This is a genomic window from Devosia sp. Root105 (genome assembly GCF_001424865.1).
In the GTDB taxonomy this organism is placed as follows: domain Bacteria; phylum Pseudomonadota; class Alphaproteobacteria; order Rhizobiales; family Devosiaceae; genus Devosia_A.
In genome coordinates this window covers 35,296-48,686 of record NZ_LMCR01000001.1, presented here as the reverse complement: position 1 = coordinate 48,686, position 13,391 = coordinate 35,296, and the positions used below count along the sequence as shown (strand labels likewise).

Annotated in this window: 17 protein-coding genes; 11 read left to right on the top strand and 6 right to left on the bottom strand. The window is 65.0% G+C overall.

What is annotated here, in order from left to right; translation table 11 throughout:
- The first annotated feature begins 291 nt into the window (after positions 1 to 291).
- From ASC68_RS00250 to ASC68_RS28890, 8 genes are all read left to right on the top strand, one after another.
- Positions 292 to 816, top strand: a complete 525-nt coding sequence (locus tag ASC68_RS00250) for a L,D-transpeptidase (protein WP_156387248.1) — start codon at positions 292 to 294, stop codon at positions 814 to 816.
- 330 nt (positions 817 to 1,146) lie between these two features.
- Complete coding sequence (locus ASC68_RS00245; protein WP_055872994.1) at positions 1,147 to 1,974, top strand: arylamine N-acetyltransferase; 828 nt, start codon at positions 1,147 to 1,149, stop codon at positions 1,972 to 1,974.
- Positions 1,974 to 2,576, top strand: a complete 603-nt coding sequence (locus tag ASC68_RS00240) for a YdeI/OmpD-associated family protein (RefSeq protein ID WP_055872991.1) — start codon at positions 1,974 to 1,976, stop codon at positions 2,574 to 2,576. Before ASC68_RS00245 ends, ASC68_RS00240 begins: the two co-directional genes overlap by 1 nt.
- The gene (locus tag ASC68_RS00235; RefSeq protein WP_055872988.1) at positions 2,573 to 3,091 is read left to right on the top strand and encodes a DUF1697 domain-containing protein; all 519 of its coding nucleotides are present in this window, start codon (positions 2,573 to 2,575) and stop codon (positions 3,089 to 3,091) included. Before ASC68_RS00240 ends, ASC68_RS00235 begins: the two co-directional genes overlap by 4 nt.
- Positions 3,088 to 3,981: a ribokinase gene (locus tag ASC68_RS00230; RefSeq protein ID WP_055872986.1), complete on the top strand. Its 894-nt coding sequence runs from the start codon at positions 3,088 to 3,090 to the stop codon at positions 3,979 to 3,981. The genes ASC68_RS00235 and ASC68_RS00230 overlap by 4 nt, the downstream gene beginning before the upstream one ends.
- A gap of 6 nt (positions 3,982 to 3,987) precedes the next feature.
- Positions 3,988 to 4,377, top strand: coding sequence for an FdtA/QdtA family cupin domain-containing protein (locus ASC68_RS00225; RefSeq protein ID WP_055872983.1), 390 nt, complete (start codon positions 3,988 to 3,990; stop codon positions 4,375 to 4,377).
- Positions 4,377 to 5,588 (top strand): FAD-dependent oxidoreductase, encoded by a 1,212-nt coding sequence (locus ASC68_RS00220; protein WP_055872980.1) that lies wholly within the window; start codon positions 4,377 to 4,379, stop codon positions 5,586 to 5,588. The genes ASC68_RS00225 and ASC68_RS00220 overlap by 1 nt, the downstream gene beginning before the upstream one ends.
- Positions 5,589 to 5,593: 5 nt before the next feature.
- Positions 5,594 to 6,460, top strand: a complete 867-nt coding sequence (locus ASC68_RS28890) for a glycosyltransferase family 2 protein (protein WP_197420984.1) — start codon at positions 5,594 to 5,596, stop codon at positions 6,458 to 6,460.
- Between the two features lie 121 nt (positions 6,461 to 6,581).
- Here the strand turns inward: ASC68_RS28890 and ASC68_RS00210 are convergent, their stop codons facing one another.
- Positions 6,582 to 7,454 (bottom strand): glycosyltransferase family A protein, encoded by an 873-nt coding sequence (locus tag ASC68_RS00210; protein ID WP_197420982.1) that lies wholly within the window; start codon positions 7,452 to 7,454, stop codon positions 6,582 to 6,584.
- A gap of 120 nt (positions 7,455 to 7,574) precedes the next feature.
- Here ASC68_RS00210 and ASC68_RS00205 point away from each other — a divergent pair, with 120 nt between their 5' ends.
- Positions 7,575 to 7,994: an Hsp20 family protein gene (locus ASC68_RS00205; RefSeq protein WP_055872972.1), complete on the top strand. Its 420-nt coding sequence runs from the start codon at positions 7,575 to 7,577 to the stop codon at positions 7,992 to 7,994.
- 15 nt (positions 7,995 to 8,009) lie between these two features.
- Complete coding sequence (locus ASC68_RS00200) at positions 8,010 to 8,282, top strand: DUF1150 family protein (RefSeq protein WP_055872969.1); 273 nt, start codon at positions 8,010 to 8,012, stop codon at positions 8,280 to 8,282.
- Between the two features lie 43 nt (positions 8,283 to 8,325).
- Here the strand turns inward: ASC68_RS00200 and ASC68_RS00195 are convergent, their stop codons facing one another.
- The 5 genes from ASC68_RS00195 to rpoN all read right to left on the bottom strand — a co-directional run bounded on the left by ASC68_RS00195 (position 8,326) and on the right by rpoN (position 12,477).
- On the bottom strand, positions 8,326 to 8,595 hold the full coding sequence (locus ASC68_RS00195; RefSeq protein WP_156387199.1) for a hypothetical protein: 270 nt from the start codon (positions 8,593 to 8,595) through the stop codon (positions 8,326 to 8,328).
- A gap of 14 nt (positions 8,596 to 8,609) precedes the next feature.
- Entirely contained in the window at positions 8,610 to 9,179 is a 570-nt protein-coding gene (locus tag ASC68_RS00190; RefSeq protein WP_055872964.1) for a hypothetical protein, read from the bottom strand.
- Between the two features lie 444 nt (positions 9,180 to 9,623).
- Positions 9,624 to 10,091 (bottom strand): PTS sugar transporter subunit IIA, encoded by a 468-nt coding sequence (locus ASC68_RS00185; RefSeq protein WP_055872961.1) that lies wholly within the window; start codon positions 10,089 to 10,091, stop codon positions 9,624 to 9,626.
- A 48-nt stretch (positions 10,092 to 10,139) separates the two neighbouring features.
- Entirely contained in the window at positions 10,140 to 10,709 is a 570-nt protein-coding gene (locus ASC68_RS00180; RefSeq protein ID WP_082527780.1) for an HPF/RaiA family ribosome-associated protein, read from the bottom strand.
- A 259-nt stretch (positions 10,710 to 10,968) separates the two neighbouring features.
- A complete protein-coding gene (gene rpoN / locus ASC68_RS00175; RefSeq protein ID WP_055872955.1) occupies positions 10,969 to 12,477 on the bottom strand; it encodes an RNA polymerase factor sigma-54 in 1,509 nt (502 codons plus the stop codon).
- A gap of 155 nt (positions 12,478 to 12,632) precedes the next feature.
- Between rpoN and ASC68_RS00170 the strand changes: the two genes are divergently transcribed.
- On the top strand, positions 12,633 to 13,391 hold the full coding sequence (locus ASC68_RS00170; RefSeq protein ID WP_055875849.1) for an acyl-CoA thioester hydrolase/BAAT C-terminal domain-containing protein: 759 nt from the start codon (positions 12,633 to 12,635) through the stop codon (positions 13,389 to 13,391).

Below are 13,391 nucleotides of genomic sequence, written 5' to 3'. Positions count from 1 at the left end.
CAGACCAATCCGGCAGGTGTTCGGCCAGTGCGGAACCGAACACACGCCGCCGTGATCGGCATTGGATGCGAAGTGTGACCCCAATGCACTCGACAAGTGACCTCGCTTTTTGCTGGTAGACACCCTGATATTGCCACTCTTGTTGCGAGACCCGTTTTGACCACCCGCCGCCTGTTCCTGATCGGGGGCGCCGCCCTGGCGCTCAGTGCCTGTTCCTCCACCGGCAAGCGCGACCTCACCGCGCGAACCAACGTGATCCAGGTCGACGAGCCGTGGGCCAGCTACTATTCGATGAAGACCGACGAGCCGTTCCCGGTTCCTGGCATCGATATCCGCAAGATCCCGCAGCAGTTCTGGCGCCAGGAAGTCGACTATGCCGGCAACGAGAAGCCGGGCACCATCGTCGTCAACACCTCCGAGCGCTTCCTCTACCTGGTGCAGCCAGGTGGCCGCGCCATGCGCTACGGCGTCGGCGTCGGGCGTGAGGAGGGGCTCAACTTCCGCGGTTCGGCGGTAATCGCCCGCAAGGCCGAGTGGCCGCGCTGGACCCCCACCGCCAACATGATCAAGACCCAGCCCGAGCGTTACGGTCCGGTGGCCGCCGGCCTCGAGCCAGGGCTCAAGAACCCGCTCGGCCCGCGCGCCCTCTATCTCTATCGCAACGGCAAGGACACGCATTTCCGCCTGCATGGCACGCTCGAGCCCTACACCATCGGGCAGTCGGTTTCGTCGGGCTGCATCCGCCTGATCAACCAGGATATCATCGATCTCTATAGCCGCGTCTCCACCGGCACCCGGGTGATCGTCACCGGCTGATCGACCGGTCTGCTCCCGACGCGCCGCGTTGGGCCACCGAGTAAGCGAACCGACGCTGTGCAAGTCCCCCAAACTCGGTGTCATCCCAGCGAAAGCTGGGACCCAACTATCAGCTGGTGCTGGCGGTGAGATGGGTCCCTGCTTTCGCAGGGATGACCGCCGGTGGGTGGGGCGCGACCATAACTTAGCGCCCATGCACTTTCGCGAGGACAACCCCGTGAGCGGGGCATCTCAAGTGCTCGACCTACCCGTCCGGGCAGGGCGCTCCAGGACAGGGTGACAAATCCCGTTCCGCTCATCATTATGGCCCTCCCGGAATCAGCGGTGGGGATGTCCGTGGCATCAAAGGCCAATATCGATGCCTGGTTCGAGCGTATCGGCTTTGCCGGCTCGATCGCTCCCTCGCTGGAGACGCTGAGCCAATTGCATCAGCTGCATCCGGCGGCCATCCCTTACGAAAACCTCGATCCGCTGATGGGCGCGCCGGTCCGGCTCGACCTCGCCAACCTGCAGCAGAAGCTGCTGTTCGATCGTCGTGGTGGCTATTGCTTCGAGCACAACCTCCTGTTCAAGGCGATGCTCGAGGAGCTCGACTTCGAGGTGAAGATGCACGGCGCCCGCGTGCTGTGGGGCCTCGCCGAGGGCGAGGAGCCGCCATTGCGCCACCTGGTGCTGACAGTCGAAGTTGCCGGTGTCACCTATCTCGCCGATGTCGGTTTCGGCGGCCAGACCGCCACAGCGCCGCTCCGGCTGCGCGCCGACGCGCCCCAGGCCACCCCGCTCGACACCTACCGCCTGCTCGAAGCCGACGGCACCTGGCAGGTGGAGATCGAGATCGCCGGTGCGTGGCACGCGCTTTACAGCTTCGAGCGCACCGAACGCAGCATGGACGAGCTGGCCAGGCTGAACGATGAAGCCGACTCGTCGCCGTTCTTCACCCAGAACCTGCTGGTCGCCAAGGTCGAGAAGGCCCGGCGCGTCGCCCTGTTCAATAGGAAGCTCAACATCCACACCGTCGGCGCGCCGAGCGAGGGCCGGCTGATCAATTCGACCGCCGAACTGCGCGAGCTGCTCACCGGCACCTTCGGTCTGCAGCTGCCCAATGATGAGCGGCTCGAACTGGCGCTGCAAAAGATCATCGAACGCGAGTCCGACTGATGGCGCCAGTCTATGTCGACCCCGACAAGGTGCTCGAATTCAAGGACGAGCAGGCCTTCTACGATTGGCTCAGCCAGCACCACGACAGCTGGGATGAAGTCTGGATCAAGATCCACAAGGTCGGCTCTGGCCTGCCCTCGATCACCGCCAAAGAGGCGATCGACGCCATCCTCTGCTGGGGCTGGATCGACGCGGTGCGCAAGGGCTTTGACGACAAGAGCTTCCTGCAGCGCTACACCCGCCGCGGCCGGAAAAGCATCTGGAGCAAGATCAACGTCGACAATGTCGCGCGGCTGGTCAAATCCGGCCGGATGACCGAGCACGGCATGAAGCATGTCGAGGCCGCCAAGGCCGACGGCCGCTGGGACAAGGCCTACGGCGCCGGCAAGGACATGAAGATCCCCGATGACCTCCAGGCGGCAATCGACGCCGAACCGGCGGCCAAAGAGATGCTCGGCCGGCTCAGCGAGCAGAACCGCTTCGCCATTGCTTTCCGCACCCACAACATGAAGACCGAGGCCGGGCGGAAAAAGAAGATCGAGAGCTTTGTCGAGATGCTGAAGCGCGGCGAGACCATCCATCCGCAGGGCAAGCAGAAGTGACCGTCTGGGTGGCGTTCCTGCGCGCCGTCAATGTCGGCAAGCGCCAGATGAAGATGGCGGAACTGCAGGCGCTCTGCGCGGAGCTCGGCTACACGGGCATCAAGACCATCCTCGCCAGCGGCAATGTGCGCTTCGAGTGTGGGCACGACCCCAAGGCGGAATTGGAAGCGGCGATCGAAAAACGCTGGGGCTGGTTTTCCGAGGCGGTGATGCGCTCGGGCCCCGAGATCGAGGCCATGCTGGCGGCAAAACCCTTCGCGGCCTATCCGGAGGCGGGGAACTTCCACCGCTACGTCATGCTGTTCGACAAGCCGTTGCCCGCGGGCGCGAGCTATACCGGCATCCCCGACAATTACGACGTGGTGCGGGCCGAGGCGCGCGAAATCTATCTCGTCGGCTACCGCCAGTCCGACGGTCGGCACGGTCCGGGGCTGGACAAGTTCGACCGGCAGTTGGAGAAGGGCGCGGTCGCTACCATGCGCAACTGGAACACCATCCCCAAGGTCCTCAATTGATCACTGTCCTCGGCTCCACCAATCTCGACCTGATCGGCACCGTCAGCCGCATCCCCAAGCCCGGCGAGACCGTGCCCGGGGACCAGTTCTCGATGGCGGCCGGCGGCAAGGGCGCCAACCAGGCGCTGGCCGCCCGTCGCGCCGGAGCCGAGGTCCGGATGTTCGCTGCCGCCGGCACCGACAGTTTCGCCGATGAAGCGCTGAAGCTGCTGCGCGCCGACGGTGTGGACCTCACCCACGTGCGCGTCGTCGAAGGCGCCACCGGCATCGCCATGATCTTCGTCGATGAGGCCGGCGAGAACGTCATCGCCATCCTCCCCGGCGCCAACGGCACCATGGGGCGGGCTGACGCCGATGCAGCGCTCGAGGGGCTGGGCATCGGCTCGGTGCTGATGCTGCAGCAGGAGATTCCGCAGGCGGCCACCGAGCGCGCGCTGGAGCTGGCCAAGGCCCAGGGCGTCGTCTCGATCCTCAACACCGCGCCGTTCCTGAAGACCACCAAGGCGGTGGCCGAACAGGCCTCGATCGTCATCGCCAACGAAACCGAGTTTGAACTGCTGACCGGCGCCGGCGTCGACCGGCTCGATGCCGCGATGACCGATTGGGCGAAATCGCAGAATCAGACGGTGATCGTCACCCTCGGCCCCGACGGCGCCCGCGCCGCCACCCCGACCGGCAGCTTCGCCGTTCCGGCAATGAAGGTCGATCCGGTCGACACCGTCGGCGCCGGCGACACCTTCTGCGGCTACCTGGCGGCAGGGCTGGATCGCGGCCTCGACCTCGAAGCCGCCATGCGCCGCGCCGCCGTGGCCGCCAGTCTTGCGGTGCTGAAGCCGGGCGCCCAGCCGTCTGTGCCGTACCTGCGCGACGTCGAGGCGGCGCTGAAGTAGGGCGGCATGGAGCGGGTCTGGCTTGGGGGCAAGGTTGTTGAACTGATCCCCAGCATACATGCCGACGAGCGCGGCGCTCTCGCCGCCCTGGCGTTCGACCGGCATCGCTTTGCCGCGGTCAGGAGCTTCATCGTCGAGGCCCCGGATGGGGCCCTCCGGGGCGGCCACGGACATCACCGGGGCCGACAGCTGTTGGTGCGGCTGTCCGGCAGCATCGACGTCGAGCTCCGCTATGGTGGAACCGTCGAGCGGCTGACCCTCGATGACAGGCTCCGTGCTGTTCTTGTCGAGCCGCCGGTCTGGGCCAGTCAGACCTATCGGGGCGAGCGCGCGAGCCTGCTGGTTCTGTGCGACACCGCCTACGATCCCGACGACTACTCCGAGGACCCCGTCTAGTGCCTCGTAAACGCATCGCCGTACTCGGGGCTGGTATTCTCGGCTCCAGCCTGGCGCTTTTGCTCGCCCGCCGTGGCCACGACGTGACCGTGTACGACAAGGAGAGTGAGCCGGTCGCCTGCGCCAGCCGCTGGAACGAAGGTAAGATCCACCTGGGATATCTGTATGGGGCAGATGACAGTCTCAGGACGGCCCGGCACATCCTCCCCGGCAGCCTCAGCTTCGGGCGCGTGCTGTCAAAGCTGCTGGAGGCCGACCTCAGGCCGCACACTACCTCCAGAGATGACATCTACCTCGTACATCGCAACTCGGTCGTCGACGCCGCCACCCTGGAGCGGACCTTCGGCCGGATCGACGACCTGCTGCACGAGCACCCGGGAGCGCGGAACTACCTGGTCGATGTCTCGGCGGCACGGAGCCGGAAGCTCTCGCCGGCCGAATGGGGCGCGATCAGCACCTCGGACGAGGTGGTTGCCGGATACGAAGTTCCCGAACGCTCGATCAACACGCAGTGGGTCGCCGGGAGCCTGGCCGCGGCGCTGCGCAGCCAACCCCGCGTCACGTTGCGGCTGGAGACGACGATCACCGAGGCAAAGCCCGTGGCCGGCGTCGATGGGAAATGGCAGGTGGCTACCAACGATGGGGCGCGGGAGCCGTTCGACGTGGTGGTCAATGCCCTGTGGGAAGGTCGCCTGGCCGTGGACCTGACTGCGGGCATCACGCCCGAGCCGGGATGGTCGCACCGCTTCCGCTATTGCCTCTTCATTCGCACCAAACGACCGGTTGCGCTGCGAAGCGCCCTCATCACCGTCGGAGGTTTTGGCGACGTCAAAAACTACAATGGACGCGACTTCTATATGTCCTGGTACCCGGTCGGCATGGTCAGGCAGGGCAGCGGCATCACCCTCGAGCGACCCGAAGCGCTGGACGCGGCGGCCACGGAACGATTTGTCGACGCCGTGCGAGCTCGGCTGGGAACCCTGCTCCCAGGGACCGAGGCGGTTTTCGAGGCGGCCGAGGACATCAAGGTCCGGGGCGGTTTCGTCTTCGCCCAGGCCAGGGGATCGGTCGACGACCCCGCGGCGAGCATCCATCGGCGCGACCGTTTCGGCGTGCAGCGCGAAGGCAGCTACTATTCCGTCGATACTGGCAAGTACTCGACTGCACCGTGGATGGCCGAGCAGCTGGCCGCCGAGATTTCGGGAGGTTAGCGGCCGTGCTGGACCAATCCTTGCCGCCGGTCGCGCCCTGGCAGCCGAAGGTGACCGCGCTGGTCCCCTGCTACAACTCCGCCGCCTTCGTCACCCGGGCGCTGGATAGTCTCGCCGCCCAGACCTGGCCGAACCTCGAGATCCTGATCGGCGAGGATTGCTCGACCGACAATACCTTCGACATCGTCACCGCCTTTGCGGCGACCCGCGGCAACGTGCGCGTCCTGCGGCGCAGCGAAAATCTTGGCTGGCTGCGCAACGCCAACGACCTGATGGCCAACGCCACCGGCGAGCTGATGTTCTTTGCCTTCCACGACGATGCGGTCGAGCCGAGCTATGTCGAAAAGCTCGTCGCGGCGCTGCGCGACAACCCCGGCGCGGTGCTGGCCTATACCGATATGCAGCTGTTCCAGCCGGATGGGTCGGGCGAGATCAAGGTGTTCGACGCCCTTGCCGCTGCCCACACACCATTGGCGCGCGGCCTGGTGATGGGCGGCCTCGTGACCGACTGGTGGCTGCCTAATCGCGGACTGTTCCGCTCCTGGGCCTTCGCACGGGCCGGTGGGATCAAACCCAATGCCGAAGGTGAGTTCTCGGCCGACTGGACCTGGCTCCTGCATCTGTCGCTGCTCGGCGATTTCGTCCGCGTGCCCGAAACGCTCTGTCGAAAATACTTCCAGAAAACCAGCCTCAGCCGGAACTGGGCCTTCAGCCCCGCGCAGCGCCGCGCCCTGCGCCAGGCCGGCATGCGCGAGGTGTGGAACAGCCGGCTCGACCTGCCACGCCGCGCCGTCCTGGCCGTCTATATCGGGCTGAACCTGGCGCGGCTGGGCGTGCTGTGGCGCCGGGCCACCGCACCAACTGGCCGCTAGAGCGCTTTCAGGAAAAAAGCCTGTCCCGCGAAGGCGGGGCATGCAGACTTTTCCTCCTCGAAAGCGCGGCCAAATCAAAGACCTGGAGCATTTCATCGATTTAAAGAAACGGTGAAATGCTCTAGTCCAGCTTCACTCGCTGTTCGTACGCCCGCAGCATCGGTTCGAGGTGATCCTCGAACAGCAGCCCCGGCTTTTCCTCGAGCGCCATCGGGTAGGCGGCTTCGGCGGCGAGCGACAGGCCGAGAAAGGCGATCAGGCCTTCCGCCGTGCCGGGGGCGGCGAAGCGGTAGTGGCCGGTTTCCAGTCGTTGCAGCAGCGCTTTCTTCGAGGCGATCATCTTCTCGGTGACGCCGATGCCGTTGCTCATCGAGCTCGAGAGCTTGACGTAGTCGTGCTGTGGCGTGCCGAGGTGGTGAACGGTTCCAGCGGTGCGCCAGAGCTGCATCAGCAGCTCCAGGTCGGTCATGTTGGTGAGTTCGAGATCGTAGCGCGCGTCGCAGCGCCGGCGGTCCCAGACGATCATCGAGTCCATCGACAGGTTGACGAACTTGTAGGCGCCGGGGGTCAGCACCCGATCCTCGCCATCGCCGACGAAACGCAGGTGCGTGTAGCCGTCATCCATCACCTCGAGCGCCGAAGCAACGATCGGGTGCTCGGCCAGCGCCGCGACGGCCAGCTCGAGCTTCCGCGGTTTCAGCCGGTCGTCGGCATCGAGGATGGCCACATAGGGGGCGCTGATGCGGTCGAGCGCCAGGTTGCGGGCCCGCGACGCGCCGGCGCCGACCCGGCCGGAGCTGAGGAAATGGAAGCGCTCGTCGACGAGACCGGCACGGCCGAGCAGCTCTTCGTAGTCCTCGCCGTCATCGGTGACGATCCAGGCTTCCCAGTCCGCATGGGTCTGCTGGAGGACGCTGCGAACCGCCTGTTCAATCAGGCTCTCGGCCTTGTAGGCGGGGATCACCACCGCCACCGTGCTGTCGGTCAAAGTCATGCTCCCCGCCGGGGCGGCGGTCTTGATTGGGAAGGGTCCCAGACCCATATCACGGGCATGGAACGGCGCCACTGAAACTCGGGCCGCTCCACACCGTTGCTTGGAACAAGGACGATACGGATGTCGCGCGTCTCCATGTTTTCGGCGCCCTTCCTGCTCGGCTTCGACGCGTTCGAGGAACGCATCGATCGGTTGAGCAAAGCCGCCGATGGCTATCCGCCTTACAATATCGAGCGTTCGCTCGATAACGAGGGCGCGGAGACCTTTCTGATTTCCATCGCCGTCGCGGGGTTCGGCCTGGCCGACCTCGAGGTGACGGTGGAGGATAACCAGCTGCTGATCCGCGGCCGGCAGAAAGACGACGCCAGCCGGCAATACCTGCATCGCGGCATCGCCGCGCGGCAGTTCCAGCGAAACTTCCTCCTCGCCGACGGCATGGTGGTCAAAGACGCGATGTTACGGAACGGCATGCTGATGCTCGCAGTTGTTCGTCCGAGAGCCGAAAAGATCGCCCGCCGTATCGAGATCCGTTCTGCCTAGAAAGGGGAACATGAAGTGCAAGAGAACAGAGAACACCCCATCGACAATCCCCTGCGGAACCTGACCCCGGCCCAGTTCATGGCGCTCGGCGGCAATGCAGTGGTCTACGTCAAGCACGTCAAGGGCGCGGACATGGGTCCGATCCTGCCCGACAGCGAATTCAACGAGGACTCCGACTTCCACATCGTGGTCTCGGCCGACGGCTCGCCGTTAATGGTCGGCGACAGCGAGGAAGCGGTCGAGGAATGGCTGAGCGACAAGTCGTTCGGCATCGTCACGCTGCACTGAACGGGGGTGGCGTGAGCGCAGCCCGCGCCCACGCCCAAACCCGTTAGTCGCCGAGGCTGTCGAGGTCGACCTTGTTGACGCTCACCATTTTGGTTTTGCGCACGAAGCCGTAGAGCACGTCGGGCTCGGAGCGGTCCCAGGCAATGCCCTGGCCGGCAATGGCGAGCGGCACCGTGCCGATCCAGTTGAGCGTCGAGCCGATCTTGAGCAGTTGCATCACATAGGCTTCGGCCGGGTCGTGACCGCTGAGATAGAGGTTACCGTCCGGCCCCCACGAGCCGCCCGAGTTCGACATGTCGTCGAACTTTTCCACCACTGCATCCGGAATCACATAGGCCGCGGCCACCTGCCAGTCGGGGTGAAGCGCACCACCTGCGTATTGTATTTGTTGCCATAGGCGACGGGGCTCTTGTCGAACACCCGGTTGTAATTGGCAAAGCCGCCCCACCAGCTGCCGTCGGCCGCCCGATCCACCCAGGTAAACGAGCCGATCTGAATGCCGAAGCTGTGGCTCTCGAGGTGGTCGAGCGTCGCCGCGTCGAAAATCTCCAGCGACGAGGTCATTGGCCATACCGGGTAGTTGGAATGGGCGACATAGACCTTGCCGTCGACCACCGTGGCGCTGTCGAAATGGATGGCGCCGATATCCTCGTAGTCGCGGCTGAGCACCGGCTGCTTGCTGCCCTTGGCGTATTTGGCGATCGAGGTGTTGTCGATGGCGTAGAAATGCTCGGCGTCGACGCCGATCGCCTGGTTGATCTCGGGAATCTCGAAGCTGTCGAGCACGCTCGAGGTCATCGCCACCGGCTCGGCGGCGAGGCTGAGCGTAACAACGACAGGGGCAACACAATTGAGGGCGACAACAAGCGTTGCCGCCAGCGACAATCTGGCAAACATCACATTCTCCTGAACGGCCTGGCTGGCGCACTTAAGGCGGCGCGACCACGGAGACGCTAGGCGTGCTCGGTGAAGCTGATGTGACGGGGCGGGCTCCCTACCCCTTGTGGGCAGGGCAATCGCATATGGGAGGCGCCGGATGAGGGATGCTGCAAAACCCCCGTGGCTCCCCGCACCCCCTCTCTTCCCGAAAACTAAGGACTTAGCTGCGCTAAGCCCAAGTTTTCGCTTTCTCCCCCGCCAAGGGGAGAGTCCCGACTGATACTCCGGCGCAAGTGGAAGGCACGGATCATCTCCCCCTTGGCGGGGGAGAAAGCAAAATCTTAGGTTTAGCCGTTTGGCTAAGCCTTAGATTTTGCCAGAGAGGGGCCTGGAGGGCACAATGGTTCGGCCATATGCGTCGCCTGCCTCAAGGGGGAGGGGGGCGCGGGGAGCCCTCCGGACTCAGGCCGCCCGCGTAGCTTCCAGCGGCTGGGTCAGGATGCCGTAGAGTTCGCCGGCATCGTCGGCGCGACGCAGCCGCGCGACGACTGAATCGGTGCGCAGGATCCGCGCCACCCGAGCCAGTGCCTTGAGATGGTCGGCGCCCGCGCCCATCGGCGCGAGCAGCAGCATGACGAGGTCGACCGGTTGGTCGTCGACCGACTCGAACTCCACCGGCTGTTCCAGCTTGGCGAACAGGGCGGTCACCGACCCCAGCCCGGCAAACTTGCCGTGCGGAATGGCGATGCCATTGCCGAGCCCGGTCGAGCCCAGCTGTTCGCGATCGTTCACCGCTTCGAAGATGGTCGCTGCGTCCTGCCCGGTGATCTCTGCGGCCCGCTCGGAGAGCCTGTGCAGCACGTCCAGCTTGGTCTTGATCTCAGAGCAAACAATCACGGACTCCTCCGAGAGGATGTCAGCCAATTCCATCAAGAAGTTCCCATCGTGGATGCGGAAAGAGCAAGCTTTTCCGGAGCCCTAGTTCGGCCTGAGGGCCGGATCGATCCAGCCAATATTGCCGTCGGCGCGGCGGTAGACCACATTTAGGCCACCATGTCCAGCATGCCGGAATACGACCACTTCCGCCTGGGTCAAATCAAGCTGCATCACCGCTTCGCCCACAGACATCTGCCTCAGGCTCGAGGTCGCCTCGGCGATCACCGGCGGCGAGTAGTCCTCCAGCAGCTCGTCATCCTCGCTGGGCGCGGCGAGCACGTAGGATGGCGCCTCCTCGTCAGTGCCATTGGCATGGCGGCGGTGCGCCTTGAGCTTGCGGTTGTAGCGCCTGAGGCGCTTCTCGATGGTGTCAGCCATGCCCTGGTAGGCCGACATCGCGTCGCCGCCATACGAACTCGACTGCAGCACGGCGCCGGAATCGAGGTGCACCATGCACTGGGCGTTGAACCCCGAGCCTTCCGGTTCGAGGGTGAGGTGGCCGGTGTAGTTGCCGTCGAAGTACTTCTTCACCACCGTGTCGAAATGGCCCTGCGCCCTGATACGCAGCGCATCGCCGACATCCATGTTCTTTCCTGAGACGCGCAGTGTCATGGAGGTCCTCTTTCTCGCTAGAGCGCTTTCAGGAAAAGTTCTGAGACTTTTCCGGTTCGAAAGCGCGACCAAATCAAAGGCCTGAGCATTTCAACGCTTCAGCAAACGGTGAAATGCTCGTGTAGCCGGCCGGAGCGGCCGCCACCATGAGATGTGGTCACCCCGGTGAGGGGAGTCTAGACCGACCCCTCCCAAGGGGCAATGCGCGGAACCCGATTGGGTTCAAATGCGAGGTGTCGACAGCGGCAGTGTCGACGCGCTATCGTCCCGCCGCGACCAAAGCGCGCTTCTGGCGGCGCCGGATCACCGAGGAGGGGATGTTCATCCCCTCGCGGTATTTCGCCACGGTACGGCGCGCCACTTCGATCCCGCGTTCCTTCTGCAGCATCTCGGCGATGGTGTCGTCGGAGAGGATATCGGCCGGCTGCTCGGCATCGATGATCTGCTTGATGCGGTGGCGCACTGCCTCAGCGGAATGGTCGCCCTCGCCGGTCGATGAGCCGAGCGCCGTGGTGAAAAAGTACTTCATCTCGAACAGCCCGCGCGGCGTCGACACGTATTTGTTCGAGGTGACCCGGCTTACCGTCGACTCGTGCATCTCGATGGCGTCGGCGACCGCCTTCAGCGTCATTGGCCGCAGATGCGTGATGCCGTGGACGAGAAAGCCGTCCTGCTGTTTGACGATCTCGGCGGTGACCTTGAGGATGGTCTGCGCCCGCTGGTCGAGGCTTTTGGCCAGCCAGTTGGCGGTGGCGAGACAATCGGTCAGGAAGCTCTTTTCCGTGGTGTCGCGGGTCTTCTTGGTCACCGAGGCATAATAGGTGCGGTTGACCAGCACCCGTGGCAGCACGTCGGCATTGAGCTCGATCTGCCACTCGCCGCCGGGCCCCGGCCGCACGAACACATCCGGCACCACCGATTCCACCGGCCCCGCCTCGAAGGCGCGCCCAGGCCTGGGGTCGAGCTGGCGCAGCTCGGCCAGCATGTCGAGCAAATCCTCGCGATCGGCGCCCACGGCGCGGGCGAGGGCGGCGAGGTCGTGCTGGGCCACCAGCTCGAGATTGTCGAGCAGCCGCAACATCAGCGGATCGAGCCTGTCCTTCTCGCGCAGTTGCAGCGCCAGGCACTCGCGCACATCCCGGGCGAACACCCCAACCGGGTCGCAGCCCTGCAGCTTCAACAGCACCGCTTCGATGGTTTCGACGGGGGCGCCGAGCTGCTCGGCGACGGTTTCGAGCTCGACCGCGAGGTAGCCCGCCTCGCTGAGGCTGTCGATCAGGAACTGCGCGATCAGCCGTTCCGCCGGATCGGCGGTGATCAGCCCGGCCTGCGCGGCAAGGTGGTCGGAGAGCGTCGGTCGCGCGGCGACGAACTGGTCGATATCGGCCGCCTCGCCGTCACCGCCGCTCCGCTCGTTCCACTGTGTCGAGTCGGTCAGCCGCTCCGGCGCCGACTGGTCGGGGAAGACGTTCTCGACTTCGGTATCGTAGCCATTGGCGATCGAGTCCGCCGACTGGATGCGATCGGAATAGTCGACCGTGTCCTCGGCAGCGTTCAGTTCGGCCGGGCGCTCCGGCGCTTCCGCCGCCTCGTCGGCCGGTTCCGCCCCGTCCTCGCGCTCGAGCAGCGGATTGCGCAGCAACTCCGCCTCGACGAAGCTGTTGAGCTCGAGGTGGCTGAGTTGCAGCAGCCGGATCGACTGCATGAGTTGCGGCGTGAGCGTCAGGCCCTGGCTCTGACGAACCTCAAGCCGTGGCGACAAGGCCATGCGCGTGTTTCCACGTAAGAGAGGCTTCCAACGCCATCCATGCATGATTGGCGAGGTAAGAGCAAGAACCGTGCCAAGAGTGGCCAAACGCATTTCCTGCCTTCCGGTTGTATCCGAGCCGGCGGTAGTCGATGGTGAGCCATAAGGAGAGTCCGGTGCCACTCAAGATCGTCAGACGGCTGCTGCCGGATTGGGGCACGACCTATGGACCGCCGGGTGAAGGACCATTTCCGACTGTCCTCCTGCTCCACGGTTCGGAGGGCCTGTGGTCGGGCTGGAGCCACCGCAACGCCGCGATCCTCGCCGCGCATGGCTTCCTTGCCTTCCCCTTCAGCTACTCGAAGGGTGGCAACGCCTGGAACGCCGGCAACATCATCGATGTGCCGCTCGACCGCACCGTCGAGGCACTGGCGGCGCTGCGCGGCTTCGCTCCGGCCGGGCCGAGGCTTGGCCTCTATGGCGTCTCGCGCGGTGCCGAGCACGCCCTGCTGCTTGCCGCGCTGATGGCGCGTGACGGGGACCGGGGCATGCCCGACGCCATTGCCGCCCACAGCCCGCCCGATGTGATCTGCGGCAGCTTCGACAGCCGTTCATGGCGCGACGCCGGTGATCCCGGCTGGCAGCCTTGGGATCCGGGCCACCGTGCCTGGAGCTGGAAGGGCTCGTCGGACGGGCTGCTGCCGACCACGCCGATCGAGATCGAGCGCTACCCCGGGCCGCTGTTCCTCAGCCACGGCACCGCCGACCGGGTATGGTCGGTGGAGATGACGCGGCGTCTGGCCGACCGTCTGCATCGCCACGGCCGCAACCCGGAAGTGCATCTGTACGAAGGCCAGGATCACCTGCCGGGTAGCGACGCTGAGAACGAACACCACGAGCACCTGATCGACTTCTTCGGGCGAAACCTCGCTTGA

What these genes read in the sequence shown, in the direction of transcription:
- ASC68_RS00250 (WP_156387248.1), top strand. Translation starts at nt 292, where the DNA reads ATGAAGACCGACGAGCCGTTCCCGGTTCCTGGCATCGATATCCGCAAG.
- ASC68_RS00245 (WP_055872994.1), top strand. Translation starts at nt 1,147, where the DNA reads ATGTCCGTGGCATCAAAGGCCAATATCGATGCCTGGTTCGAGCGTATC.
- ASC68_RS00240 (WP_055872991.1), top strand. Translation starts at nt 1,974, where the DNA reads ATGGCGCCAGTCTATGTCGACCCCGACAAGGTGCTCGAATTCAAGGAC.
- ASC68_RS00225 (WP_055872983.1), top strand. Translation starts at nt 3,988, where the DNA reads ATGGAGCGGGTCTGGCTTGGGGGCAAGGTTGTTGAACTGATCCCCAGC.
- ASC68_RS00210 (WP_197420982.1), bottom strand. Translation starts at nt 7,454, where the DNA reads ATGACTTTGACCGACAGCACGGTGGCGGTGGTGATCCCCGCCTACAAG.
- ASC68_RS00205 (WP_055872972.1), top strand. Translation starts at nt 7,575, where the DNA reads ATGTCGCGCGTCTCCATGTTTTCGGCGCCCTTCCTGCTCGGCTTCGAC.
- ASC68_RS00190 (WP_055872964.1), bottom strand. Translation starts at nt 9,179, where the DNA reads ATGTTTGCCAGATTGTCGCTGGCGGCAACGCTTGTTGTCGCCCTCAAT.
- ASC68_RS00185 (WP_055872961.1), bottom strand. Translation starts at nt 10,091, where the DNA reads ATGGAATTGGCTGACATCCTCTCGGAGGAGTCCGTGATTGTTTGCTCT.
- ASC68_RS00180 (WP_082527780.1), bottom strand. Translation starts at nt 10,709, where the DNA reads ATGACACTGCGCGTCTCAGGAAAGAACATGGATGTCGGCGATGCGCTG.
- rpoN (WP_055872955.1), bottom strand. Translation starts at nt 12,477, where the DNA reads ATGGCCTTGTCGCCACGGCTTGAGGTTCGTCAGAGCCAGGGCCTGACG.